We start from the raw sequence: 23997 nt of genomic DNA, 5'->3' as shown, positions 1-23997 counted from the left end.
AATGATAATTCCCAAAATAATGGCTATACCCAATAATTTAACCCATGATCATTTTCTTAAAGCAGTAGATCTGATTGATCGACAAGGTGTTCCTCCGGGTGCACAGTCCAAGGTTTATGACGCTGTGTGGCGTGGGAAGCGTTACCCACCGAAGCTACTAGTTTCTTACGCTAACCTCTTCGCAAACGGGATTGAATTGGACCGTGATAGCTTTCCCGGCGGAATGAAGACTCGATGCTTTAAACTGTTGTTAAACAGTGGATTCACTATTATAAAGAAAGAAGAAGCTATGTCCAGTTCAGAAGCTAATTCGATTTCCTCAATTGTATTTGAGTTCCTCGATAGGGTTCACAATGATCCAAAGAATCTCAAAAAAGCCAACTTTGAGGGCAAGATATTCGAGGGGCTTAAAATAGTAGCAGGTTTCGGACAAGGCAATACAGCAAAAATTCCGTGGATAGCGTTGTTGGCGGATGACCAAAAAGTATCAGAAGGAATTTACCCGGTCTATTTATATTTTATTGCGCAACAGCGCCTAGTACTCGCTTATGGAATAAGTGAAACTCGCGAACCTCCACATCCTTGGCCCTTTAAAAGAGAGACCGTACAGGCCTTTTTTAAGAGCAATGAAGGAGTTAGTCCAAAGCGATACGGGAGCTCCTACTATTTCAAGGACTACTCAATTAACAAGTCTAGGAAAAACTATGGACTCGAAAGTAAAATTCTCGAAGATGACATTGAAGAACTAGTGTTAGAATATAAAGAAGTTGTTGGTAAAATGAATAAAAGAACTGTAGAGCCCAATAAGGTTTCAAAGAGACAATCGATATCAGAACCTTTTGAATGTCAACAATTTGTTTCCTCGTTAAACAATACATATTTTAAGACGGAGCCAGGTCTAGTTCGGCGCTTTATTGCGGCTTTAGCAACAAAGCCATTTGTTATCCTAACTGGCTTATCGGGTTCAGGCAAAACCCGAATCGCCATTTCTTTTGCCAAATGGATAAGTAAAGATCATGGTCGGCAAGTCTGCGTCGTGCCAGTTGGTGCAGACTGGACCAATCGTGAGCCGCTCTTGGGGTTTCCCAATATGCAGAAGGAAAAAACATATGTGTCCCCAGAAAATGGTGTACTTGATTTGATTATTTCGGCTTCAGAAGACCCAACTATGCCTTATTTTCTCATTCTTGATGAGATGAACCTAAGCCATGTAGAGCGATATTTTGCAGACTTTCTAAGTTGCATGGAGTCTGGAGAAGAGATCTGTTTACATCCTGGTCCTGGAAGATGGAATGAAGGTAGAATTCCGAGTAAATTGAAGCTTCCTAATAATTTGTTTGTAATAGGAACAGTGAATATTGATGAAACAACTTATATGTTCAGTCCAAAGGTCTTAGATAGGGCTTCCGTTATTGAGTTTAAGGTTTCGACGGAAAGCATGATTGAGTTTTTGCGAAGTGATACCCTTGCAGATGTAAGGTCTCTTGAGGGGCAAGGGAACGCAATGGCACAAGAGTTTGTGAAGCTAGCCACGACGCAGACAGGGAACTTTTCACACAATGAGATAACAAATGAGTTAATCGGATTTTATAAAGCGTTGAAGGCTGTTGGAGCGGAATTTGGATTTAGGACGGCAGCTGAAATAAAGCGATTTATAACAGTTGCAAAGGAGATTGATCAATGGGAGAACGCCGATCTGATAGATTGCATTATTATGCAAAAATTGCTTCCAAGATTGCATGGCTCAAGACGGAAGCTAGAGCAGACAATGGAAATATTGGCAAAATTGTGCTTGAAGGATAGCGAAAAAAAAGTGCTAGACTACTTAAATCAAGAGGTGGCCCAAACTACAGACAGTGATCTTAATATTAGGTATCGGTTGTCATTAGAAAAAATCAAAAGGATGTACAAGAGCCTTGTAGACCAAGGCTTTACAAGTTATGCAGAAGCTTAGAGATATTGAGGTCTTTGTTCCAATTTCTAAAACGGAATCAGTTTGCGTCCAAATAGCAGCGCAGTCAAACGTTGATTGCCTTTGGAAGATCTCGACGGCAGAAGCAATTGAATTTGGAGAGGCTGAGATACAAGTAGTAGAGGGGCTTACCTATCAATATCGAGTTGCTGAAGGTTATGAACTGTTCGCCAGTGCAAAGGTTGTTCGCCCGTTTAAGTTCAATATATCTTTTGGTACAATCAGTCCTGGTAACTATGTTGGAACATTGTCCATAGATGTTCGGCAAGTGGGAAGTAGCGATGTATTGGGCCAATTGCATCTGGAAGTGCGATCTGTTAAAATTGACTATCGCTCAGATTATCGATTCATGCTTGAGGAAATAGCGGAGAAGTGTACAGAGTTGATTATGGCTCACAATGCGCCTATCCTTCAGCGATTTGAACCGAAACAAAATACGTCAAGTAAAGTCGCATATCAACGTTTTTGTTTTGTTAAGGGAATTATCGATTCCGAAGCGTTTAGCAACGCCGTAAATAAAATATTGGTGTTTCCAGCGACGAAATGGGGGGAAGAAGAAGCGGAAGTTGATGCACGAAAGTTAAGGCGTCTGAATAGCCGGCAACTTCGACAAATAGCAAACTCGCCTCGAGGAGCTGTACTTAAGATAAATGCGCTAAAAAAGGCAGAGTCATTAGATACACCAGAGAATCGCTTTATAAAATATGCGCTGGAGCAATTTGCAGACGTTTGCACTGTTTTTTATGACGCTATAGAAGATAATCCAAGACATGTGGCCGAAGTTCGCAGGGTAGAGGAGCGGATTCGGTTGTATTTATCGCATAACGTATTTAAAGATGTAGGAAGGTTACACAGTCTACCGCTACAGAGCCCTGTTCTTCAGCGAAAATCTGGATATAGGGAAATATTAAGGGCGTGGATTTTCTTTGATTTAGCAGCTCAACTTTCTTGGGAAGGAGGAGACGATGTGTATGAGGGAGGCAAAAAGGATGTGGCTGCGTTATATGAATATTGGCTGTTTTTTAAATTAGTCGATGTAATTGGAGAGAACTTCCTGTTAAAGGAGTCAAACCTATTAGGTTTGATCGAGCACACAAAGGATGGAATGGGGCTGAAACTTAAGCAGGGAAGGCTACTTGCGGTAGAAGGGGTATTTGAGGCACCAAGTCGAAAGCTGAATGTTCAATTTTGTTATAATAGAACCTTCTCTAAAGGGAGTACCTATCCCAATAAAGGTAGTTGGACAACAGCATTGAGACCTGATTATACGCTAAGCATTTGGCCCTTTGGTTTGAATAGCGATGAAGCTGAAAGACAAGAGTTAATTGTTCACCTCCACTTTGATGCAAAGTACAGGATTGCTCATTTAAAGCATTTTGACGATGAAGTTGTTGCCGATTCAGAAATGGGAATTGTCAATTCGACAAAATATCGCACGGTAGATCTTTTGAAAATGCATACCTATCGCGACGCAATTCGAAGGACGGCAGGTGCATATGTATTATATCCTGGAGAAGAATCAGATAATCTAAGAGGATTCCACGAAATCTTGCCCGGATTGGGAGCGTTTGCTATTCGTCCTACAAGGTCAAACACTGGTATTTTTACATTTAAACAGTTTTTGAGAGAGGTGGTAAAGCATTTTCTTAACAGAGCCTCTCAACGAGAGCGAATGTCTGCGTATGTTTTTAAAACCTATCAAGCTAGCGATGTTCCCAATATGAATATTGCCCTGCCAGAAGCACTTGGAAAGAACCGGGACCTTCTACTCGATGAAACTACTGTTTTGGTAGGATATTGTAAAAATGAACAGCATCTCGAATGGATACTTTCGGCAAGTTTATATAATACGAGATGGAATGCAGAGATGGAGTCAATTAATTTGAATTCGCGGCTTACCGGGGCGCGATATTTATTACTGCATAATAAAAAGAATTCTTTGCAAAGCCGATTACTCAAGCTGTCAGCCGCGGGCCCCCGGATTCTATCTAGAAAGGATTTGATATCCAGAGGGTATCCTGGTCGCCCGACACAGGCTTATTATTTGGTCTTTGAAATTGATCCTGCGTTAGAGCCTGAGTTTAAAAACTATCAATGGGATGTAACCCAACTAGAGGGATATAGAAAGGGAAGGGACTTTGCACTTCCTTTTGCAACTGACTTATTAGAGTTATTTGTAAGGGCAAAAATAGTGAATGAGGAATAGTTACAATGGTTTTAGCAAAAGCAGAGGTTCCTTGTTAAGCTTCGCATTGCGTATTTTTTTCATGTGAGATAAGGCGCAAAGCAACAACCACGTGTCCCAAGCCCAGGCATCCGTGATGACAATTTTGCGATTTAGGCTCCGCGAAGAATTTTTCAAAAAAAAAGCGACAATATTTTGCAAGATTAAAAAAATCCCTATTTTTGCAATCCCAATTCAAACCGGGAACATTCCTCCTTAGCTCAGTTGGTTAGAGCATCTGACTGTTAATCAGAGGGTCGTTGGTTCAAGTCCAACAGGGGGAGCTTGGTTATCAAACATTTAATAGGTCACGGAAGTGACCTATTTTATTTTTTGCCAACAATTTGCCAGCAGTAATAAAGATAGAAAGAGCGTGCTCAGTAAAGTTAAGATGAAATTACATCTCAGCAAGTTGATATAATTTTTACTATTTCATATTTGCGGACAAAAGGTCGGGGGCAGGCTAGTGCTTTACTTTAATAAGTCAAAATAGTAGTATTATAACAGCCCTAATTTACTACATGCTATAAAGTAAGGAATTTTAAGAAAGTTTTTATCGACATGTGAGTTGCTTTCAAACAACTTCAGTTTCTGAGCTAACAATTTGTGCTTCTGAAGTTTGGAATTTCGGAGTTCATCCAACATTTGAATTCGCCACCAGTTAGCCTCCTTACTACAAAACTTATCTACATATCTTTCTTCTATTCCAAACAAATCCATCCATGTACATACTTGTTCTTGATAGGCTTTATTTGTTATTTTTAATACGATCTCTGACTTCTTTAATTTATTAATATCCTTACAGGTAAATTGGGCATTAATCTCTAATTTGACAGCCTTTATTGCAAATGGATAAAATGCCTTTCTTTTCTTCCCGCTCTTATCTTGTATAGGGCTTTTGGCAAGTTTATACGAACTATTGCATGTCTTGCAAATAGGGGCTAGGTTGTTAGGATTGATAGAATTGAAAGGATATATATCTTTAGGTAGATAATGATCAAACGCATCCCTTTTAGATAGTCTTGAAGTCATTATATCGGCTATCCCACAAAACGGACAAACTTCTGATTCATTATGATCTAAAAAATCATTATAAAAAACTCCAATTTCTCCGCAAGCTTTTTTGAATGCAGAAGTTTTGGGCACTTCTGAATAAAAGTCTTTAAAGAATCTCTTCAACCTCTTTTCGAGTTCCGGACTTATTCTTTTTATTTCTGAGTAAACTAGCGGAGAAATACTCCCTTTACATAACTCTTCAATTGAGTTATTATTAATAAAACCTTTTCTTAGCTTCCTAAAACCGGACCGATCAGAAACAGAAATTTGCCTAAATATTCTGTATATTTCCTGAATCTGTTTTGCCAATATCTTTTTATTTCTTACGCCTTTAACAATTGGTATAAATTCGGGATGCAGTTTATTTAAGGAAAAATTCCCATTAGGTTTACACCAAACATCTAGTACTAAATGCTTGATGTATTCATGAGCCTTTGTAAATGTTCCATTAATCCCTTTATATGTGTATATCATTTCCTCCTTTTGACTTTGGTTGAATTTGTTTTCTTTGATGATGAACGCCTTAATTGATCAACAATCAATAATTTCTCAACGGAATCCCCCAGTTGGTTTGCTTCTTTTATAGCATCTTCTAATGAAATTTTATGAGCCTTAAAATCTTTAAGCACGTGCTTCAATCGAGTACTTGCAATCATAGAAATAGTCTCTTCCTTGTGAAATAGTCTATTTGTTATTAGATTTACAGATGCGCCGAACGTGTTAAATTCTGGCCTGGTTACCTTTACTTTACTATTTTCACGATTTGATCTTTCAAAAACTAGCACGTTGCTTTGCAAACAGTCCGAAACAATAAATGGTGAGTGAGAAGTTATTAGAATGTCAGACATAAAATTTGTTCCTTTTTGCTGTAAACATTCTTTTAAAGTACTTATAAAAAGTGAACGCCATTCTGGATTAAAATGAGTTTCCGGCTCATCCAAAAGAAATAATGAATTGGAGTTTTTAAAAAGCAGACAAACCCCCATTGAGTGCAAAAATTGATGTTCGCCATCAGACAAAGATTTATTGTATATCCTGCTAGTTTTGTCTGTTGTAATTTCTAAGTCTTTAACTCTCATTATTCGTCGATCGGAGGCTAAGACGGGTACTGTTTCGTTTACGTACAGACTCGAACTCTCATACAGTTCCTTTTTTAAATGATAACTTACTTCAAATAGATTTAGAGTCAATAATATCTGAAAGGATTGGAACAGCTTTATCGGATCATTCTCGAAGTTGGATGCAAAAGCCATTTTTGTTGCATCATCAATACAATAATCCAGAAACAACACATCTTCTTTGTTTTCCCAACAAGTCGAGCAATTTTTCAGTACGGTAATTAAATTATCAAGCCTTGAAGTAAGCTTAATTCTATTAGAAGACTCGGCCTCATCCCTTTCTCCATCTTCATTATCCGTATTCAAGAATTCAGATGCCTCTGTATATTCATTTAACCTAATGATGATCCTAAATTGACTAACGCCAACAATACCTAAAGATTTATATATTGGATTCAGAATATTTGTATCCTGCATTAAGTAATTGGTTAAAAAAACCGCTTGACTCAAGCTATTATCAAAATAGATTAACCTACCTTCTGGTTGAGTGTACGGAAGTTTCTTTTGCAAAGCCTGTTCATATTCATCGTAATGAATAAATCTCATTTTGAAAAAGGGCAAACTGAGTATCTCATTCTCCCCGGACGAGTATCCAATAACATAGTTAGGAAAAAAACCTTTAGCCTCTAATCTTGTCAATACCTCATCGCCGTTATGTTCAAAAAGTTTTCTATTCATCCATCTTATAACAGGGGAATTGCCCTTTTCCTTAGTTATCAAAATATGCGCATGAGGCGGTTTCCAACACGATGACTTGATATTCTGAACTGGATTAGGAAGGTCTGCCTTTTCCATCTGAAAAAGATATTCAATTTCAAAAGCGTCAATACTGGCTTTATCACTTGTAAAACCACCTGGATTTTCCTCTTCATCATAAACAAACGAGCTAGGAAGTGTATTCAGGTTCATACACTCAATATGATAAAAAATAGCAGCAATAGCTTCTAGGAGATTAGACTTTCCGCTCCCATTCCTACCAATTAGGCAATAAGGCATGAATTGGTACAGGGCATTTGCATTATAGCCGTTGGAGATAAACTTTATTTCAAAGTTATCGGGTAGACTCCGAAATTGCTCTAGTAGCTTAATTCTTAATAATTTCATTTGGAAACTTGTAAAAGAATACTTCTCTCTTTTTCATCAAATACTTGTTTTAGACTAACCTCCCCTACACCTTTGAGACAATCAAATATCACTCTTTTGAACTTTTCATAATCATGCTCATCGCTCGACGCCGCCTGTAGCAACTCAGCTAGTTCTTGATATTTGAATTTCCTCGTCTTGAAGTTTGATTGTATAATTTTTTTCAGAGAAAGAGCCTGGTTTTTGAATGGTTGATCAACTTTTCGTTTTACACCTATACCTTTCGCCGAGGCAGGACCAGTGTAAGGCTTAACCGCACTGATATCTACCATTTCTAAGTTTAAAGAGCCACTAAAAGAGAGCGTACAGGCTATCTCATATAGTGTTTTTAGATTAGATAAGCTACTAGCAATACGACCTTTGAGATTTTCCGCCAGAACAACTGTTTTATAGAATTCCGCCTGAAGCTCTGTTGGAGGAATCGGGACCATTATTTTTTCAAGATTCTCCCTGTTAAGCTTGACTTGATCAATTCCAGTTAAATATGGTTTAAGATCAATATAGTTAATAAAAAACTCCAAGTATCTTAGATTCACCTCGCCATTTGAGGACAGAACATGGGCATGATTATTTACCCAAAATTTCCCTTTTACATTAAAGGCATTATTTTTCCTTTTTAATAAGAGATTCTTTCCGTCCTCAGCCACTAATAGATATTCGCCATTAAAAATAAAATCATCAATAGTATCTATTACTCCTGTAGCGCCATAATAAGGGTATTTTCCGGGTCTCTTATCTCTTTCTGATTCTTTAATCGGTACCCTTTTGGAGTTTTCGTTTACTGAAACTTCCGAAAAAGGTTTTTTCGGCCATTGCCTGCTATTTGAATTCGGGTTTCCAAACAGTCTGTAGTATTGGGCCTTTAAGAAAGTTTCTAGGAGTTGAAGACAATTGTGCTTCTTTGATAAAAGTAGATCGATACTTGAAAGCAAACTGGAAATTCGTAATTGTTGGTCAACATTTGGAAGTGGAATACTAATTTCACCTAATTGATCCAAAGGAAGACTATGCCTCACCGCTCCTCGAGTCCTGTTTTTAACTTGAGTTAAACCAACTCGGCTCTTCAAAAAACGTAGTAAATAGTCTGGCTGTAATACGCTTTTACAGACAAAAACATTGTATAGTGGGCTTATTACGACCCTTGTCTCTGACCGAAGATAATCAATAGAACCAACGTTTATTCTTGATGGGTTATAGGCAAATTGGTTTTTTTCTACTATCTTATAATTACTTATGTTTTTGCTATATACTTCTTTGTCAAAATAATCTGTAGATTTAATGAAGCCATCAGAATTGGTAACTGAATACACCTCAGACACCAAACCCTTATTGTTTCTTATTGAGACTTCATTTATATACTCATTTAATTTGTGAATTGGAAACTTCGACTTCATTGAAAAATTGATTTTAACTCGTTCAGTCCATCCTGTATTTCTTTCTCTAATTCAGATAATTGTAATAGTATTTTTTGAGGATCTTCGGTTTCCAGTTCTTCAAAAAACTCTTCCCTATACCTTTTAAAACTAAAGTCATATTCATTGGCAACAATTTCTGAAGTAGGAACGATAAAGTGTCTTAGCCTCCTATTTGTACTTTTATCTTTGGACCTGTATTGTGTTATTATTTCATGCAAATCTCCATAATCGCGATCCCCGTTTCCCTTAAACAATTCAGACCGTTTGTCATCTAAAGTTCGGCCATCACTTATCATATCATAGAACCACACATTTTCACTTTCTCCACCCTTGGTGAAAACTAATATTGCGGTTGCTACGCCAGCATAAGGTTTAAATACCCCACTTGGCAAACTTATTATTGCACTAAGCTTACAATTATCTAGCAGTAGTTGACGAATTTTCCTAAATGCAGATCCACTACCAAAAAGCACTCCCTGAGGCACAATAACAGCGGCAGTTCCTCCTGGGCGCAACATCTTATATATTCTCTCAAGGAATAGTAATTCACTTTTAGTGGTATTTATCGAAAAAGTAGGATTCAAATCTCCTTTATCTATGTTTCCTGTAAAAGGAGGGTTTGCTAATACCATGTCGTAACACTCATCTTCGTTGTAATTCTTGCTTAGTGTATCATTGTAATCAATTTTTGGGACGGAAATACCATGCATCATTAAATTCATTAACCCAATCCGAATCATCGTGGGATCAATGTCAAAGCCAAAAAATGTATCTTCTTCCAATTCCTTTCTCGCCTGTTTGCTTACTAGCTTGTCTGCAATAGACCCTCGTAGAAATCCGTTTTCGTCCGGTTGGCAATACTGCGCACTCGTTTGACTGGTGATTATGTATTTATAAGCTCCAATCAAAAAACCTGCGGTTCCACAAGCAGGATCCGCTATCTTACTACCTAGCTTAGGTTGTACTAACTCTATTATCAATTCTATTATGTGAGTCGGTGTCCTAAATTGACCATTCTTACCTGATGTGTTAAGTTCCCGAAGAAGTTCTTCATAAAAGTCGCCTTGTGCATCAATAAATCGTTTTTCCTTTTCAAGTTCAATAAAGATCTCATCAATTTTTTTTACTGCCTCTGCTAAAAGTCGCGGACTGGGAATTAGGAAGGAAGCGCTTTGCATGTGCTTCGTGAAATGCGAATTTTGCCCATTCAGTTGTTTTATAAAAGGAAATACTTTTGTTTGAACGGTATCGAACATTTCATCCGAAGGTAATTTGGTAAAACTACTCCATCGTAAAGAAGTCTTCGGGACTGCTTTCCTTTTTTCGTTTTCACTTGGAATCGTAAATTTCCCATCAAAAATCGACTTATATTTTTCATTTAGAAATTCTGCTGTCTTCTCTCTCTGCTGATCTTTTTCATCTAATTGTTTTAAGAACAATAAATAGGTTATCTGTTCGATGGCATTTAGCGGATTACTTATACCTCCACTCCAAAATTTATCCCAGAGTTCTTTTACTTTATACTTAATTTCATCCGGAAGCATAATGTATATTATATATAATTTAAAAATTTGTTTTTTAACTACGCTTTATTTTTCCTGGCCCTTTTTCCCCTCTCGGCTATTTCAGTTAAGTTCTTTAGGAGGATGTTTTTTTCCGCATCATCAAATTCTCTAGTTGAAATAAAAAAATCCCTTAAATCGCGATTAATAATTAATGCAATTCTGAGGAAAGTCGATAACGGTGGTTGGATCGTATTGGTAGCCCATTTTGAAATGGTGGCAGGTTCATAGCCTAATATTTCCGCTAGCTTTTTATTTGATATTCTTTCTTCTTTCAATACGGCGGCCAGACGATTTATCACTAAAATTTCGGAATGCCTTTCTGGCTTAATTAATTTACTCATTATGTGAACAAATTGTTCTTGTGTCACACAATTTATTAACTTCTAAAATATTGGTTTTAAAGTCAAATAGCTCCTTATAATTATTTTATTGTTATTGTAAAACAATTAATGTACTTTGTAAAACAATATCTAAAAAAACAAATGTTTTAAAACTTTAAATATTCTAAAGCGCATTTGCTTTAATTCTCGCACTGAAAACTGCGACCTTTCATGATCACGGGAATAAGGTAAATCGCTCACGTTTTCTTTGGTATCTTGCTAAAGAAGCGTGGGCGTTCTTATTCGTGATCAGGGGTGTCGCAGCCCTTCAGTGCGGTAAGGACTAACCCACGCTTCTTTTTTGCGTTGGGCAGCGCCGGTCCTTACAGGCTTACATTACTCACTGACAAGCTGCCGACGCCATGAATCACTACATCACCACGAATACGCCGGAAAACCATTCATACTTCCTTCTGTATCAAAAAGGCGAAGAGGTAGCCTTTACTTATATATATGAGCACCTTTACAAACCGATTCTCTATTACGCAAATCGCATAACAGGCGATGAATTTGCCAATCACACCATCGTCCAGGAAGCCTTTCTCCGCGCGTGGCAGTTTCGAGGGCGAATGACTAGTATGTTGCACCTGTTCCGCTTCATCCGGCTGTGTACTCGCTGGGGCTGTTATGACTATTTCCGGCAACCAGCAAACCGGTTCTACAGGCAACTTATTTATCCTGAATACCTTGAGGATCACAAGGCCGCGGCATACGATCCCGATAATGAAGAAGAACTTGCAGGCTTTTCCAATACGGAACAGGAAAGAATTAACCTGGTGAAGGACGCCATCCCCTACCTGCCCGGTAACCGTCAAACCATCATGACGCTTTACTTCCGCTATGGACTCAGCCTAAAGGAAATCGCCAACCGTTTTGCCGCGCCTTACCAACAAATCAGCCAGGAGGTGCAGGAAAGCATCCACGCATTAAAAAAGATGATCCTGCGAATAAAGCTGCCGGAACCGACTTACCATATCGCCTCCGGCAGCTCACCACCCTCGCATTGGAGTAAGTACCTAAATGATCTCCAAATAAAAATCTGCCAGTTAAGAGTAGAGCAACAATACAATTTTGACAGGATTGCCCAGGAATTGAATATTCCCCTTTGGCAAGCCCTGAAAGAATACGTGTCTGCTCAAGAAATCCTCAAACCTGCAAAGCGATGAAGGAAAACAAAGTAGTGCTGACCCGGAAAATCCAACTATTGATACATTCGGAAGATCCCGCGGTGAAGCGCCAAACGCGGGAAACCTTCTGGCGATGGCAACGAATGGTCCACCGGGCAGCCAATTTCATCTACACCCACCAGTTCATCCAGGAACAGGTAAAGGACTTATTCTATTTCACGGACGAGGTGCGGGTAAGGTTGGCGGACATAAAGAAAGATAAGGACGGCATTCTCACGATGTCGCAGCTCGGAACTACCTACCAGTTACTCAGCCGGTATTTCAAAGGACAAATGCCCATGAGCATCCTGGGTTGTCTGAATAAAATACTGGTATTTAGCTTCGGCAAGGAAAGGGACAGGCTTTGGAAGGGGGAGCGGTCACTCAGGAGTTTTCGAAGGGATATTCCCATGCCGATAGCCCCGCAGGACCTCCGCCAAATAAAACTGGAAGACGGCGGTAGGTTTTATACCTGCCAGATATTTGGCCACACCTTCCGCCTGTATTTTGGAAAAAGGGTGGTGACAAGCGGGCGATCTGGGAAGCCGCCCTAAGAAGTGAGTATAAACTATGCACCAGCTCCATCCAGGTGGAAGAGCACAAGTTCTACCTGCTGGCAACGTTCGAGGTATCAAAAGAAGATCATGCCCTTCATCCGGAAGTAGTGGCGGAAGCCACTCTTTCGATGGAAATTCCGATCCGGGTAAAGATCGGGCGGCATAGTTATTCCATCGGCACCAAAGAAGATTTCTTGTACCGGCGGCTGGCAATTCAAAAAGCGGTTCATCGCTGCCAGCAGTCCGCCACGTTCAACCGGTCGAAGAACGGCTTAACCCGGAAACTGCAAAACCTGGAGCATTACCGGGGCGCGGAAAAGCGGTATGTGAACTATAAACTGCACGTTTACAGTCGCCGGTTGATCAATCTATGCCTGAAGCACCGGGTTGCCACCCTGCTGCTTACCGGGCAAGAAGGGAAGGAAGCCGTCGCCAAAAAGGAAGAATTTTTGCTGCGCAACTGGAGTTATTACAGCCTGAAGGACAAAATTGCCTACAAAGCCAACAAAGCGGGTATTGCCCTGGTGGTAGAATAATGCCCGTCGGAATATTATTACGAGGGTGCTTGTACACCCGTAGCGTGAGGCCTCGATGCACTCACGGAGCATCTCAATATAGATGCATACAACGCGTGGGTTCTCTTGTTTAGAGTAGGCAATAACTACTGTTTGGCCCTCTGGCGAAGCTGCTCGGCCTCCGCTTCTTTCCGGTTTGCTTCGTCGAGCATTTCCAGGCGGCGGTGCTTTTCCTCTTCCTTCGAAAGCACGCTATCCCGGAAAAATTCCGGCTGCGCTCTTTGCAAACTATCTGTGAAATGCAGCAGGTGGACCACCTGCTTGTTGTCGATAAGTTGCAGATAGCGGTATTTGATATCATTGTCACGGAAGTCGCCCAACCGGGAAGCGGTGAGATACCACCCGGTGCTTACGAGGCATAACATAAGAAATAAGCCAACCGTCGCCCAGGCAACCCTGGGGAAATGATGATGGTGATTTTGCACCTGCGGCCGGGAAAGGGCAGTGATTGTGTCCCGCAATGTACGGTCAAGGCGCTGGTGCAGATTTGACTGCTCGGGTAGATGGATTAATAATTGATTAATGGGACCGCCGGCTTGGGTGAGGTGATTGAGCGCGCCTTTCAATGCTGATATCTGGCCCAAAGTTTCCTGCAAGGCACTGATTTGTTGGTCGTGCTGTTCTAATTTATTTGTGTGACCTTCGCTGATCTCGGTCAGGGTAGTCAAAAGATTCTCATTCATGGTTTGAATTTTTGGCATTTAAAATACTGTTCTGATCTAGCGCAGTCTTTTACGCTTCTTCTTTTTACGAGCTTCGCGCAACAAGTCGGGGTTAACACCCTGCGGTACATACTCCGGCTTCATAAGATCAGATAGCAGGTTACCGGTTGATTGCAGCATTATATTCTCAAGTTCCTGGGCCAGTTGACCGGCCGGATTGGAAGCATTAGAAACACCATGCCCGGATAACGGTATTGGATTAGTCGCTCCCATAGCCTGGCTTGGATTTTGCCGCTGACCCTGTGAAAGCGTCTTTTCAAGGTTGCCCAATGAGAAGCTCCGGTCGACTTTGCTGCCCTTGAAGACATCCTTCTCCAGGCGAAAACTGATGCCTTGCCGCTCCTGGGTCTGACCTTTAAACTTGTACAGTACCTCAATACCATAAGTTTTGAGGCGGGCTTTCAGCTCTTCCAGATTCCGACATTTCGGGAGGCTTTCCATGATAGCCGTATAGATTTTGTAGCGATTGGCTTCGGACTGGTCGAGTGCTTCCTGGTGAGTGAGGGCAAGGTTTTTCCTTTCGGCTACGATGAGCCCGTGTTTCAGGGTAAGCTGTTGGGCTGCCTTTTTTCCTCTCAACCCGATATGATTGTCTTTGATACTTCGGGCTTCGTTGTTCACCATATTAGCGATGAGATGCACATGCAGGTGGGCTTTGTCGGTGTGCTTGGTAATGGCAAATTGAGTATTGGCGATGCCAATTTCCTGCAGGTACTCTCTTGCAATGGAAACGATCCTGGAGTCTTCTGGCTTTTCATGGGGATGAAAGCTCAGTACCGCGTGGAAACAAGCCTGCTTTTTAGTCGGTCGCTGCGCGGCTTGGCCGATGAAATCTTCCGCCATCAGTTTGTAATCATACCCGCGCACTCCTTCCGTCGCCAGCACTTCTGCACCTTGTTTGTTACACATATACCGGCAGGCATGGTAGAAACTATGTCCGTCGAAAACCTTACTTATCACCTCTCAATAGTTTTAATAGTTGATCCACTTTGTCCCTAAGCCCCTCAACATGAGCGGCAGTTTTTAAAATGCCCGCCTGCTTGAATTCCTTTACCAACTGATTCAAGTTGTTGGCCATTCCTACAAGTTTTCTGATGAAATCCCGCTCTTCCGGGGTAAGCCGGGCTTTGATTACAGTTACTTCTGCTGCCTGGCGGAGATAGGCGGAGAAGTTCAGCCCTGCCTTCTGGGCTTTATGCCGGAGGATAAAATACTGCTCCTTGTCGAAGCGCACCCGGACAATTGTTGCTTTCTTCTTCGCCGCCACCGGACGGCCTCCTGCCTTTTTCTTGGATGTTATCGTTGTCATCACACTTTGATTTAACTGTAAAACAGTTCATTTCTTCTCCCTATGCGACCAACGGGAGCAGAGGGCAAGCGGTTTTTGTCCTACAAAAACACCGCTTGCCTTAAACCGGACGCTTAAAATCGATCCTGCAAGCCACCGCAGTTTTGAGCAGTGGCAAAGCGGGAAAAAGCCGCGTTGCTCCCAATGATTCGACCGCCATCATTTGCTGGATTCCTGGTTGAAAACCTTCGGGCTATCCACGCCATATTTCCGGAGGTTGGCTTTCAAATTCATCCAAAGCTGGATGTTGAAGTCAGCCAATTCCATCAGATCTTCCCGGTCGAGCTTGTGGGGGTTGGTTACTTGACCGGCCTCCTTTCCTCCAGACTGACCTTCTGTGAAAGAATAAATATTAGGCGCGTACCCTTCCCCAATCTCCAGGCTTTTGGAAATGGCAAGGCTGCTGCCGTAAAGTTTCAGGAGCTTTCCGCTGGAGAGGGAGAGCGTTTTGCGTTTCAAATCTGCCATCTGCGTCGTTTTTATTATTAAAAAATGGATTGAATAGGTTTAAGAGATCATCATCTTAAAGAACTTATATGCGCTTACTCTTCTTGCTCTGAGAAATATCCGGTGGAGGGTGGTTGGCAACCCGCAAAACCCTTCCTGCCTGTCGGAGGATAAATTGTTCCTGCTTCAACTTTTGGAAATTTTGGATCAGCCAGTCGTTCAGATCATTATTACCAGCATAGAGGTGGCTCCCGTCCCGGAATTGCGGCCCGAACTTCAATGCCTGACCGGTGCATTGGATACCTGCTGCGTCCCGGTCCAGGTAGAGGGTGACCCCGGCATGTTGATCCATGATGGATCTGCTCTTCTGAAAGTAGGCGAGGGAATTTAGGACCAGGAAATTGCAGGTTGGGAGGGAGCGGTATTGTACCAGGGCGAGAAAGGACAGGAAATTGAAGAAGCCTTCGAACACCGCCAGCTCATGACAATCCTGATCCAGGAAGGAGGATGCCTTAGGGGCACTGCTGCCTTTGAAATGCGCATTGCGAAGCTCAAAGCCACCCAGGTCATTTTTAAACCCGATGGCAAAAAAGCGCCGACCGGACAACTCAAATCGTACCTCCTTGCAATAAGCGGCCGCTATCGAAAAGGGAATTTTGCGCTCGGCCAAATAGCGGGAAAGCTGGGGCGACGCCAGCGGGCCGGCGGACAAAACAACAATCCCTTTCTTATCACCAGCCTGGCTGGTCGGGGACTGAACGGCTGATGGAGCGGAAACCTGCATGGGAAGTTCGGGGCGATGAAAAGAAAGATATGGCTTCAGCCTGTCCAGAAACTCCCGAACATCACATCGGAAATAGGCAATTCCGAAATCAATAATGGTTCCTCCCTGGCCGATTCCATGATCGTACCATACGCCTTTCGCCCTGTCGACCTTAAAAGACGGGGTATGCTCTTCCCGCAATGGCGATCTGTACCAGAATTCCTGCCCACGGACCTTTTCCGGGTAAAATCCCAGGAATGCGAGGTAATCCACCTGGTCCAGCAGCTTGGCTTCCTGGATAGCTATCCTATTCATGACCGGACAGTTTTCCTTGGGATTTGCGTTTCTGCTTGAGGTATTCCAGCACTTCAGAGCGCAGGAAGTATACCCGGCCTCCCTGCTTATGAAAGGGTAAACCCTGTTTCATCCACTCATGGAGGGTTACCAGTGACACCCGGAAGATGCCCGCGATTTCCTTGCGGGTGAGTAAGGGCTCCTGCTGCGGATCAGCAGTCGCTCCCTCTTTTACCGGGAGATTCTCCAGGCATTCCTTCAGTGCCTCCCTGATCCACCGCCGGAAATCGTTCTCATTGGGAATAAATAAAGTGTCCATAAACTTTCTGTGTTATGGACGCAAGATGGGTTAAGCAGGAAGGGAAGTCAATGCCGGATTGGTCATGGATTTTTATCGATTGAAATTCAATAGGTTTGCGCCAGTTCGAAAAGGTCAGTATGGGAAAATTAAGGCTGGTTATTCCTTTATGCATAGAAGAATTCCTCCAAAGCCTGGATCAACTTTTGGACTTTGGGGTCGGTGTTCTTGAGCTTTGCGATACTTGCTTTTGCTTTTTTTTCGATCGTGTTTGATTTCTTATCTGCAAAGTCCCGGAAATGGTGCCGTAGAATCGCCGCCAGGTTAATATTACTGAAGCTGCTGAAGAGCGCCTCCGTCCTATTTTTAGGGTTATGAAGGTTCTGCAATAGATAAAGAAGTTGCACCAGCTTATCCTGGTGGTTTTGATTATTCAGGCCGATACTACCGGTCGGAAGTAGACTAGAGGCACTCTCCAATCGGGAAATCGCATCTTCAAATTTGTGTTCCAGTTTATCTGTCAGGTTATCCAGTCGCTGTTGCGCCTCGTCAACTTTTCCCGCCGCCTTACTATCGATCACCAGTTGGAGATCCCGCGAAATATCCTCCCTGGTCAGTTCCGCTTCTGCGCGGAATAGTCGTTTTTTCTCTGCCACCCAATCGGCGGCTGATTCCAGTTTTATTTTGCGCTCTTTACTTAGGCTTTTCTTTAACCTTTCTGTCAATTGCCTGTCGAGGTATAAAATAAAGGCGTTTTTCTCGGGAAAGGCGTCAAAGTGGAAGTCGAGGTATTTAAAGATATCTTCTCCAGAGTACTCGAAAAGCTTGTTGAATACCTCATTGTTGTACCGAACGGCGAAGGGTTCTTTGGGGAAGTAAAGGTGGTGGTCCCGCTGGTACGGGCCTATCTTATATTGGAAATAAGTTATAAACCCTCCCGGCTCTCCGGTGTAGGCAGACCTGGATCCGAAGTCGGCTAAAATATTACGAAATAGCATGTTCGAGGAAAGCCAATTTCTGAAATTTCCCATGACCCTATAATTTGTTCTACTGAAATTTAAGAAATAACAGTCAAAGGAAATCACAGTTTGGGCCAACTTACTTATGTGCTACGCTTAGTCAGTCCAGTAGCAATATATTCGGCATGGGTGCAAAGTAGTTTCTTTAGCCACTTCAGGCGATACCGTCAGAACTGGTTTGTTTTTCTTCCTATATCCGTACTCATAGTACGAATAAACCACCTAACTTAAACTTATCTAATAAATATCCTTGTGAAAAACCGAGCGTTGGGACTGATTCCTTTCTATAGAGAATTATAGTGCTGAGTTGCAATCGTCGATTAATCTTCAAGTCTTTTCCAGTTGCCGCAATCGACCTTGATACGATTGCAAATAATTACGCTTGGTGGTTTCATCCAGATAGGACGCCCTCGTTAATTCCTGCACCTTATCTGTTTGGGAAAGCATAAGTTGCCTGATTGTATCGAAAGAGGCCAGGGAAATGCCTGCCTGATCGGCTAGTACTGCGAACTGCTGCATAATTTTCCCCTGCGCCAATTTTTTGGGGAGTAAGCCATCATCTAAGGCGAAATCCTTGTCCTTAATGTGAATCCGGCTGTTAAGCAAGTCATACGCCGGACTCAGGCGGTAATCCCCCATTGGAGTTTCTAGGAGAGAAAAATTTTTGAAATGTGCATCACCATTTGAGAAGAAATAGTTGAACATGAGCAGTTTCAATAATTTGGGCGCTTCTACGGGATAAGCCGGGACGTATTTCTCCATGAGCTGAAATAACTCCAAATAGTTACCCAGATATTTATAATGTTCTCCATGTGTTTGAGGCGTGCGCCCGGCTAGAGATGCAAAATCTTCTTGCGCGAGTTTTCTATCATTTTCATCGACATCAAAACGTTTGGTTATGTACGCGGGTGCTCCATTACGGAAGAAGATCAGCGCATTCTCCGCCGTTTCGATATGATATACTTGCCGCGCAATCTGCATGGTAAGGTGTTCATTTGCGGGCATCTGGTCCGGTCGCCGGCCGGCTGCCGGAATTGGTTTCAGGATGTAACTACCTCGTTCGCCCTCGTTAATCAATCGAAGTTTGTTCTTCTCGAGCAGAACGGAGAATTTTTCTTGTACACCCGAGATAGATATGCGTTTTCTGTTTTCATCAAAGAGTTCGTCCATTGCCGCATTAGAGGCGGGTGAATCATAAGGAAGAAGATGACTTACCTTGCGGCCCTTGAAGACCCTGACAAGTGCCGTTCGACTATAGGTCTGATAACCAGGGGCCAGCGTACCGGGACAATATTGGATATCTGGTAAACTCATGTTTAATCGATTTTAGAAACGGTAACCGCGCCGATGGTATCTGTTTGCGCAATCGTCAGCAATAACCCGAAATAGTCAGTTTTGTCCAAGTGGTTAAGTTGGCAAACGACCTGTTTGTTTGACCCTTCCGGCAGCATGTTGTAGAAGAACGGGAATAGGTAATTAGAATGGTATGGGGAGGCGGTCTTCGGTAATGTAAGGCTGATCGCCGGCTTGCTACTATCTTCTACCCACGATGTGTTATACTGGAATGTGAACGTACCATCATCATGTTGCGTTAAGACGCCGGCTTGTTGCCCTTTGAAAAGAATGTTGGCTGCTCTCATGCGTTAATCCCCTTGTTTTTAATGACGACTGTTACTTCAAGACCCAGTGCGTCACCGAGCTTTTGGAGTGTTTGCAAGGTAGGATTGCCCTTGCCACTTTCAAATTGTTTCAAGGTTCTCAATGCTACGCCGGAAAGTTGGGCGAGCGTCTCCTGTGTCACATTTAGAGATTCTCTTCTGGCTTTCACGATGTTGAATATTTCCCTAGAGTGCATTATAATACCTTTTTCATAGTAAATTTAAGCATTCTGGCGTAAAAAATCATTATAAAGTGCAATAAAAAGCACTTTTCGACTAAAATATGTGTGAAGCGTACCCAAATACAATAAAAAGGGCGCCATAATGCCCTTTTTGTGAGTTATTTGCCCGTTAACTGGATAGTATCTATAGGCATTTGTTCACTTTTTGAGACTGTTCACTAAAAATGAACGGCCCCAAAAAGTGAACAACCAGGCCTTTCAGTCGCCCTTGAAATAGTTCATCTTTCCATACCTTCCTTAAAAGCCACCAAACGCTGCGAATACTCCTTCTTCACCGACTTCTCGAAACTATCCAGATAGCTCTCCGTTGTCTTCATGCTGGTATGTCCCAAAGATTCCTGGATAAACTCCGTACTTACGCCCGACCGCTTGAGGATCGTCGAGAACGTATGCCTGGCCACGTAGGTCGTCACTTTTTTCTCGATACCCAGCTTCTTCCGGATCTTCGCCATCCAGTCATTAATCGCCTGGACAAACAATTCGCACAACTCTACTTGCCGCAAAGGCGTAACATTATGCTCCATCCAGGGGAAAATGTAATTCTCCTGGCTCTTGTCTTTATTCCCCCAATAGTCAATAATCCGCTGCATGTCCTCCGAGATAAAGACCGTGATAGGGCGGGGATCAAGTCTTGTAGAGTTTACTGTCTTGGCCCGTTCAAAAACGAGATAATCACCGTCGATATTCTTGTATCTAAGATGCATGATATCAGTAGGATTGATTCCATTCGCCAGATAAGAAAACAACCAAAAGTCCTTCGCCTTCCGTTCGCGCTCATTTTCCGGCTGATAATAATATATCTTACTCACATCCTCCAGCGTCAACGCTTTTTTGATATTCCGGGAAGATGGCGGTTGATAAAGCCTCCGGCCAAAAGGATAACAGTTCTCCCGCTTAATGATTCCCTGGAAAATGGCCTCATTAAAGGTGGCACGCAGGCAACGGGTGTAGATACCGACGGTGGTCTTAGAATACCCATGCTCCAGCATCCAGGCCTCGAAACGCTTCAGATAGCTGACATTAATATCAACGAACCGAACATTACCGCTGAAGCGGGCGAGTATATTGTACGTAGTCTGGTAATGGACAGCCGTCCGGATACGGTGCTCGTTCAAAAGTTTGCTGATATAATATAGGAACACCGCCAAGATCGTGTCGGACTCGGGCTTAGGCAACCGGAAAATAGGGAAGCGGTTATCATACATCACCTGGTTGAAAGGGTGGTTATCGAGTTCAGCTACTTCTTTGATCGCCTTCCGCTGGTGAAAAGAAGGATTGTTTAGGATGAAAGCTTTCTCGAAACCTTCGAACGTGAATGGTTGCAATCCTGCCGCAGCTTCTTCGGCATTACGTTGCAATTGCTTGAGGATTTCTTGCATCTTTTTCAGGCACTCTGATTTTTGCCTAGCCGACAAAGCCTTGAATTCGTCCTCGCTCAAGTCGTAAACCGTTTGATAGCGGCGAGGTTTGCGATTAAAAATTGCCAGCAGCTTCACCGGAAACTTCCCCGTTTTTTTAGCCCGGCGGGTGTCCAGGCTAATCGAAATACTCAATGACATTTGACTAAATTTTACAAGTTCACAATGGCTCTCCTACCTCCAAAATTTGCCAACAATTTGCCAGCAAAAAGCCCTTAAAAGGACTTCAGACAGCTTTTGTTAAGTTAGTCAAAAAACATTAAATGATTGATAATTAAATAGTTAAGTTAATTCAAGTTCGGCCCGATTAGCCCTGATTAGGCCCATTAAAGCGCTGTTAATCAGAGGGTCGTTGGTTCAAGTCCAACAGGGGGAGCAGAAGGTTAGAAGCCTTGAAAAGGATCGCGACGAGCGGTCCTTTTTTGTTTTCGGGTGGCAATTGGGAATTGATAGCCGGAAGATTGGAAAGGAAGAGCTCCTTTAAAGTCGAAAATATTCCAAGCTCATAAAATTGCCATATATGGATAACAATTTTATGAGCTTGGAATATCGTCATTAATTCGTGAGTCACTGCCGATGAAAATCTACCCAAAAATCAATGCCTTCCACGTTTCTCACTTATAGAGATTTGTACAATTGTCGAAAGGGAAAATTTGAATTGTATACCGTTTAGCTGCACTCCCAATATGTTATCCTTCGATTTGGCGAAATGCAAGAAATCCATTAACCCATTCCAATTAGCGCCCTTTTCGTTCGGTTTGTCATCTAGAATCGTGATTTAGGTTCAATGAATAATAGATGCTTCAGCTCAATCCAATGTCTACATTCTCAACAATAAGCAAATGATTGTGGTGGAAGAAGGTTGAAGTCCGTCTTTAGGCATTTAGGATACTTGTATCTTTTTGCGCTCTTAATTTTAATTGCATACCCTAGCTCCTTGTCTGCAAAATACTGATCAAAAAACTGTCTGCTGATTCCAGAAAATTGCTGAGTTGTATTCCATAGATCATCCAATCGACAGTTGATAATTTCGTCGATTTCAAACTCTCCTATAACACGCTGAATTGGAGAAGACGCATATACAATAACTGTTTTTACATTCTGATTAATAACGGAAAAAAAATGGCCACCCATTTACCGGGTGGCCTGCCTGACGATAATTGTTTGGCGAGTGGGAACGTCATTCAACGCTCGGCAAACTCAATGAACCAATGCGCCTTTATAAAATCGGTTAATACATGATAAACGGTCGTTCCGTCACATGGTATATTCAAATCCGCTTTGCTTTTTGCGCTGTTCTTCCAGACCAGCATTATCTGTTCGCCGGGTTCATGAACACCAAACCCGCCGCGCAGCAGGTCATTGAATGCGTTGAAATTACGGCCGGTGGTCCAGGTGAGATCTTTTGTCAGCACATTTTCAACTTCGTCGTAGAACCCGGCCAGATCTGAAAAGTTATTGCCGTCCAGGGTTATTATTCTCTTATTCATACAGCATGACTATTTTTGTATAGTGGCTACAGTTTATTGTTGATTTTTCGGGTATCAAATCGGAATATTTCCGATTCGGGTATACAATATTTACAAATGAGACGCATGGATCTTTTGGGTTAAGTTAAAAAGGGCCGCCAATCACACCTGTGAATACTCCGTCGGCACCAAAAAGGTATTCCGTATAATGGAAATCGTATTGGCATACTGCGGATCCGCCACCATTTTTTTCCACGCCGGATCGGCCACGAAAGCACCCCATCCCTTTTTGCGTTCCTCCATACTGTCGCAGGTGAGCATGTAAGTGAGGCGCGGCTGCCGGTCGCCGGCAATCACTTCGCCGAAGAATACCGGGTTCAATTTGGCCCGTTGAAAAATAGGGTACTCCCCGTCGTTAAACATTTTGATCTTTCTTCTTACGGCATCCTCGCTATACCCTTCATACGTTCTTAATTCGAATATCCGGGACTTGCCGGGCGGCACGGTGATGGCAGGCCAGCCATCGAAGGCGATCATCAGGGAAGAAGCAAAGCGGCTGTAAACGGGCTTGTCTGCCGGGATGCTGTTATAGTCCGCGCTGTTTTTGATGTAATCCGCGTCCGCTTTTACTTTCATGTTTACGGACAGGTAGCTGTCGAGCGAAGCATAGGGCACCAGCAAATACACTTTAGCCGGTTCAGATGGGGCCCATTCCTTGAAAACGCCTACTGTTTTTACGCCGTGTTTATTCAATGCAGGAATGAGCGCCGTTTTGAAATAATTCTCCAGTTGCTTGTGATCGGAACCAAAGCGCATTTCATATTCGCGCCATTCATATACTTCTTTTTGTGCCGGGGACTTTTCGCCCGCTGTGGCGGGGTTGATACTGATGGCCAGGCCTGCGGTAGCCGCAAGTGAAGATTGGAGGAATTTCCTGCGTTGCATATGAATGATAAATTTTGAAAAGTGATGTAATCTGTGGCCTCCCTCCGGTGGGCTTATTGGAAGGAGGACTATGTATCATGAAAATCTGCAAAATGAATTTACTAAACAATACTGGTTTTTTGGTATTGGTGCTGGCCTCATTGCGCATCAATTTTACAACCAGCCTCCCGTATTTAACCGAAGTGGGTTATATTAGATTATCT

At 42.4% G+C, this 23997-nt stretch carries 23 protein-coding genes and 1 tRNA gene; 6 read left to right on the top strand and 18 right to left on the bottom strand.

The genetic code is table 11. The features are described from left to right. Positions 1-19: 19 nt before the first annotated feature. From EGT74_RS07930 to EGT74_RS07920, 3 genes are all read left to right on the top strand, one after another. Positions 20-1954, top strand: coding sequence for an McrB family protein (locus EGT74_RS07930; protein WP_158618054.1), 1935 nt, complete (start codon positions 20-22; stop codon positions 1952-1954). Next, positions 1941-4178 (top strand): DUF2357 domain-containing protein, encoded by a 2238-nt coding sequence (locus tag EGT74_RS07925; RefSeq protein WP_123845970.1) that lies wholly within the window; start codon positions 1941-1943, stop codon positions 4176-4178. Before EGT74_RS07930 ends, EGT74_RS07925 begins: the two co-directional genes overlap by 14 nt. A 228-nt stretch (positions 4179-4406) precedes the next feature. Next, a tRNA-Asn gene (locus EGT74_RS07920) sits at positions 4407-4480 on the top strand. A gap of 214 nt (positions 4481-4694) precedes the next feature. Here EGT74_RS07920 and EGT74_RS07915 read toward each other — a convergent pair. The 5 genes from EGT74_RS07915 to EGT74_RS07895 are packed head-to-tail and all read right to left on the bottom strand — an operon-like array spanning position 4695 to position 10834. Then, positions 4695-5726 carry a hypothetical protein gene (locus EGT74_RS07915; RefSeq protein ID WP_123845969.1) on the bottom strand — a complete coding sequence of 344 codons (1032 nt, stop codon included), beginning with the start codon at positions 5724-5726 and terminating at the stop codon, positions 4695-4697. Then, a complete protein-coding gene (locus EGT74_RS07910; protein WP_123845968.1) occupies positions 5723-7474 on the bottom strand; it encodes a restriction system-associated AAA family ATPase in 1752 nt (583 codons plus the stop codon). Before EGT74_RS07910 ends, EGT74_RS07915 begins: the two co-directional genes overlap by 4 nt. Then, on the bottom strand, positions 7471-8907 hold the full coding sequence (locus tag EGT74_RS07905) for a restriction endonuclease subunit S (protein ID WP_123845967.1): 1437 nt from the start codon (positions 8905-8907) through the stop codon (positions 7471-7473). Before EGT74_RS07905 ends, EGT74_RS07910 begins: the two co-directional genes overlap by 4 nt. Continuing rightward, on the bottom strand, positions 8904-10472 hold the full coding sequence (locus EGT74_RS07900) for a type I restriction-modification system subunit M (protein ID WP_123845966.1): 1569 nt from the start codon (positions 10470-10472) through the stop codon (positions 8904-8906). The genes EGT74_RS07905 and EGT74_RS07900 overlap by 4 nt, the downstream gene beginning before the upstream one ends. 38 nt (positions 10473-10510) lie before the next feature. After that, the gene (locus EGT74_RS07895; protein ID WP_123845965.1) at positions 10511-10834 is read right to left on the bottom strand and encodes a helix-turn-helix domain-containing protein; all 324 of its coding nucleotides are present in this window, start codon (positions 10832-10834) and stop codon (positions 10511-10513) included. A gap of 401 nt (positions 10835-11235) precedes the next feature. Here EGT74_RS07895 and EGT74_RS07890 point away from each other — a divergent pair, with 401 nt between their 5' ends. From EGT74_RS07890 to EGT74_RS07880, 3 genes are read left to right on the top strand one after another with little or no spacing between them, the layout of a single operon-like run. Further along, positions 11236-12039 (top strand): RNA polymerase sigma factor, encoded by an 804-nt coding sequence (locus tag EGT74_RS07890; RefSeq protein ID WP_123845964.1) that lies wholly within the window; start codon positions 11236-11238, stop codon positions 12037-12039. Continuing rightward, positions 12036-12593 (top strand): hypothetical protein, encoded by a 558-nt coding sequence (locus tag EGT74_RS07885; RefSeq protein WP_123845963.1) that lies wholly within the window; start codon positions 12036-12038, stop codon positions 12591-12593. Before EGT74_RS07890 ends, EGT74_RS07885 begins: the two co-directional genes overlap by 4 nt. Before the next feature lie 35 nt (positions 12594-12628). Further along, a complete protein-coding gene (locus EGT74_RS07880) occupies positions 12629-13132 on the top strand; it encodes a hypothetical protein (RefSeq protein WP_123845962.1) in 504 nt (167 codons plus the stop codon). A gap of 125 nt (positions 13133-13257) precedes the next feature. On the opposite strand, the gene EGT74_RS07875 is transcribed toward EGT74_RS07880, so the two are convergent. The 13 genes from EGT74_RS07875 to EGT74_RS07815 form a co-directional block, all read right to left on the bottom strand. Further along, entirely contained in the window at positions 13258-13854 is a 597-nt protein-coding gene (locus EGT74_RS07875; protein WP_123845961.1) for a hypothetical protein, read from the bottom strand. A gap of 36 nt (positions 13855-13890) precedes the next feature. After that, complete coding sequence (locus EGT74_RS07870; RefSeq protein ID WP_123845960.1) at positions 13891-14802, bottom strand: relaxase/mobilization nuclease domain-containing protein; 912 nt, start codon at positions 14800-14802, stop codon at positions 13891-13893. 40 nt (positions 14803-14842) lie between these two features. Next, positions 14843-15202 (bottom strand): plasmid mobilization protein, encoded by a 360-nt coding sequence (locus EGT74_RS07865; RefSeq protein ID WP_123845959.1) that lies wholly within the window; start codon positions 15200-15202, stop codon positions 14843-14845. A 198-nt stretch (positions 15203-15400) separates the two neighbouring features. After that, complete coding sequence (locus EGT74_RS07860) at positions 15401-15709, bottom strand: hypothetical protein (RefSeq protein WP_119077583.1); 309 nt, start codon at positions 15707-15709, stop codon at positions 15401-15403. Between the two features lie 64 nt (positions 15710-15773). Continuing rightward, positions 15774-16766 (bottom strand): CHC2 zinc finger domain-containing protein, encoded by a 993-nt coding sequence (locus tag EGT74_RS07855; protein WP_123845958.1) that lies wholly within the window; start codon positions 16764-16766, stop codon positions 15774-15776. After that, entirely contained in the window at positions 16759-17064 is a 306-nt protein-coding gene (locus EGT74_RS07850; protein WP_123845957.1) for a helix-turn-helix domain-containing protein, read from the bottom strand. Before EGT74_RS07850 ends, EGT74_RS07855 begins: the two co-directional genes overlap by 8 nt. A gap of 146 nt (positions 17065-17210) precedes the next feature. Beyond that, on the bottom strand, positions 17211-18074 hold the full coding sequence (locus tag EGT74_RS07845) for a hypothetical protein (protein WP_123845956.1): 864 nt from the start codon (positions 18072-18074) through the stop codon (positions 17211-17213). Positions 18075-18389: 315 nt separating this feature from the next. Further along, entirely contained in the window at positions 18390-19376 is a 987-nt protein-coding gene (locus EGT74_RS07840; RefSeq protein ID WP_123845955.1) for a type II toxin-antitoxin system HipA family toxin, read from the bottom strand. A 2-nt stretch (positions 19377-19378) separates the two neighbouring features. Next, the gene (locus tag EGT74_RS07835; protein ID WP_123845954.1) at positions 19379-19702 is read right to left on the bottom strand and encodes a HipA N-terminal domain-containing protein; all 324 of its coding nucleotides are present in this window, start codon (positions 19700-19702) and stop codon (positions 19379-19381) included. After that, a complete protein-coding gene (locus EGT74_RS07830; RefSeq protein WP_220392825.1) occupies positions 19699-19890 on the bottom strand; it encodes a helix-turn-helix domain-containing protein in 192 nt (63 codons plus the stop codon). Before EGT74_RS07830 ends, EGT74_RS07835 begins: the two co-directional genes overlap by 4 nt. Positions 19891-20180: 290 nt before the next feature. Further along, positions 20181-21521, bottom strand: coding sequence for a tyrosine-type recombinase/integrase (locus EGT74_RS07825; protein WP_123845952.1), 1341 nt, complete (start codon positions 21519-21521; stop codon positions 20181-20183). A gap of 1043 nt (positions 21522-22564) precedes the next feature. Next, complete coding sequence (locus EGT74_RS07820; RefSeq protein WP_123845951.1) at positions 22565-22870, bottom strand: barstar family protein; 306 nt, start codon at positions 22868-22870, stop codon at positions 22565-22567. A gap of 141 nt (positions 22871-23011) precedes the next feature. After that, positions 23012-23794 (bottom strand): NIPSNAP family protein, encoded by a 783-nt coding sequence (locus EGT74_RS07815; RefSeq protein ID WP_123845950.1) that lies wholly within the window; start codon positions 23792-23794, stop codon positions 23012-23014. Positions 23795-23997: the final 203 nt, after the last annotated feature.

Source organism: Chitinophaga lutea, assembly GCF_003813775.1.
Lineage (GTDB): Bacteria > Bacteroidota > Bacteroidia > Chitinophagales > Chitinophagaceae > Chitinophaga > Chitinophaga lutea.
The sequence above is the reverse complement of the archived record's forward strand: the minus strand, read 5'-3'. Positions and strand labels throughout refer to the sequence as shown.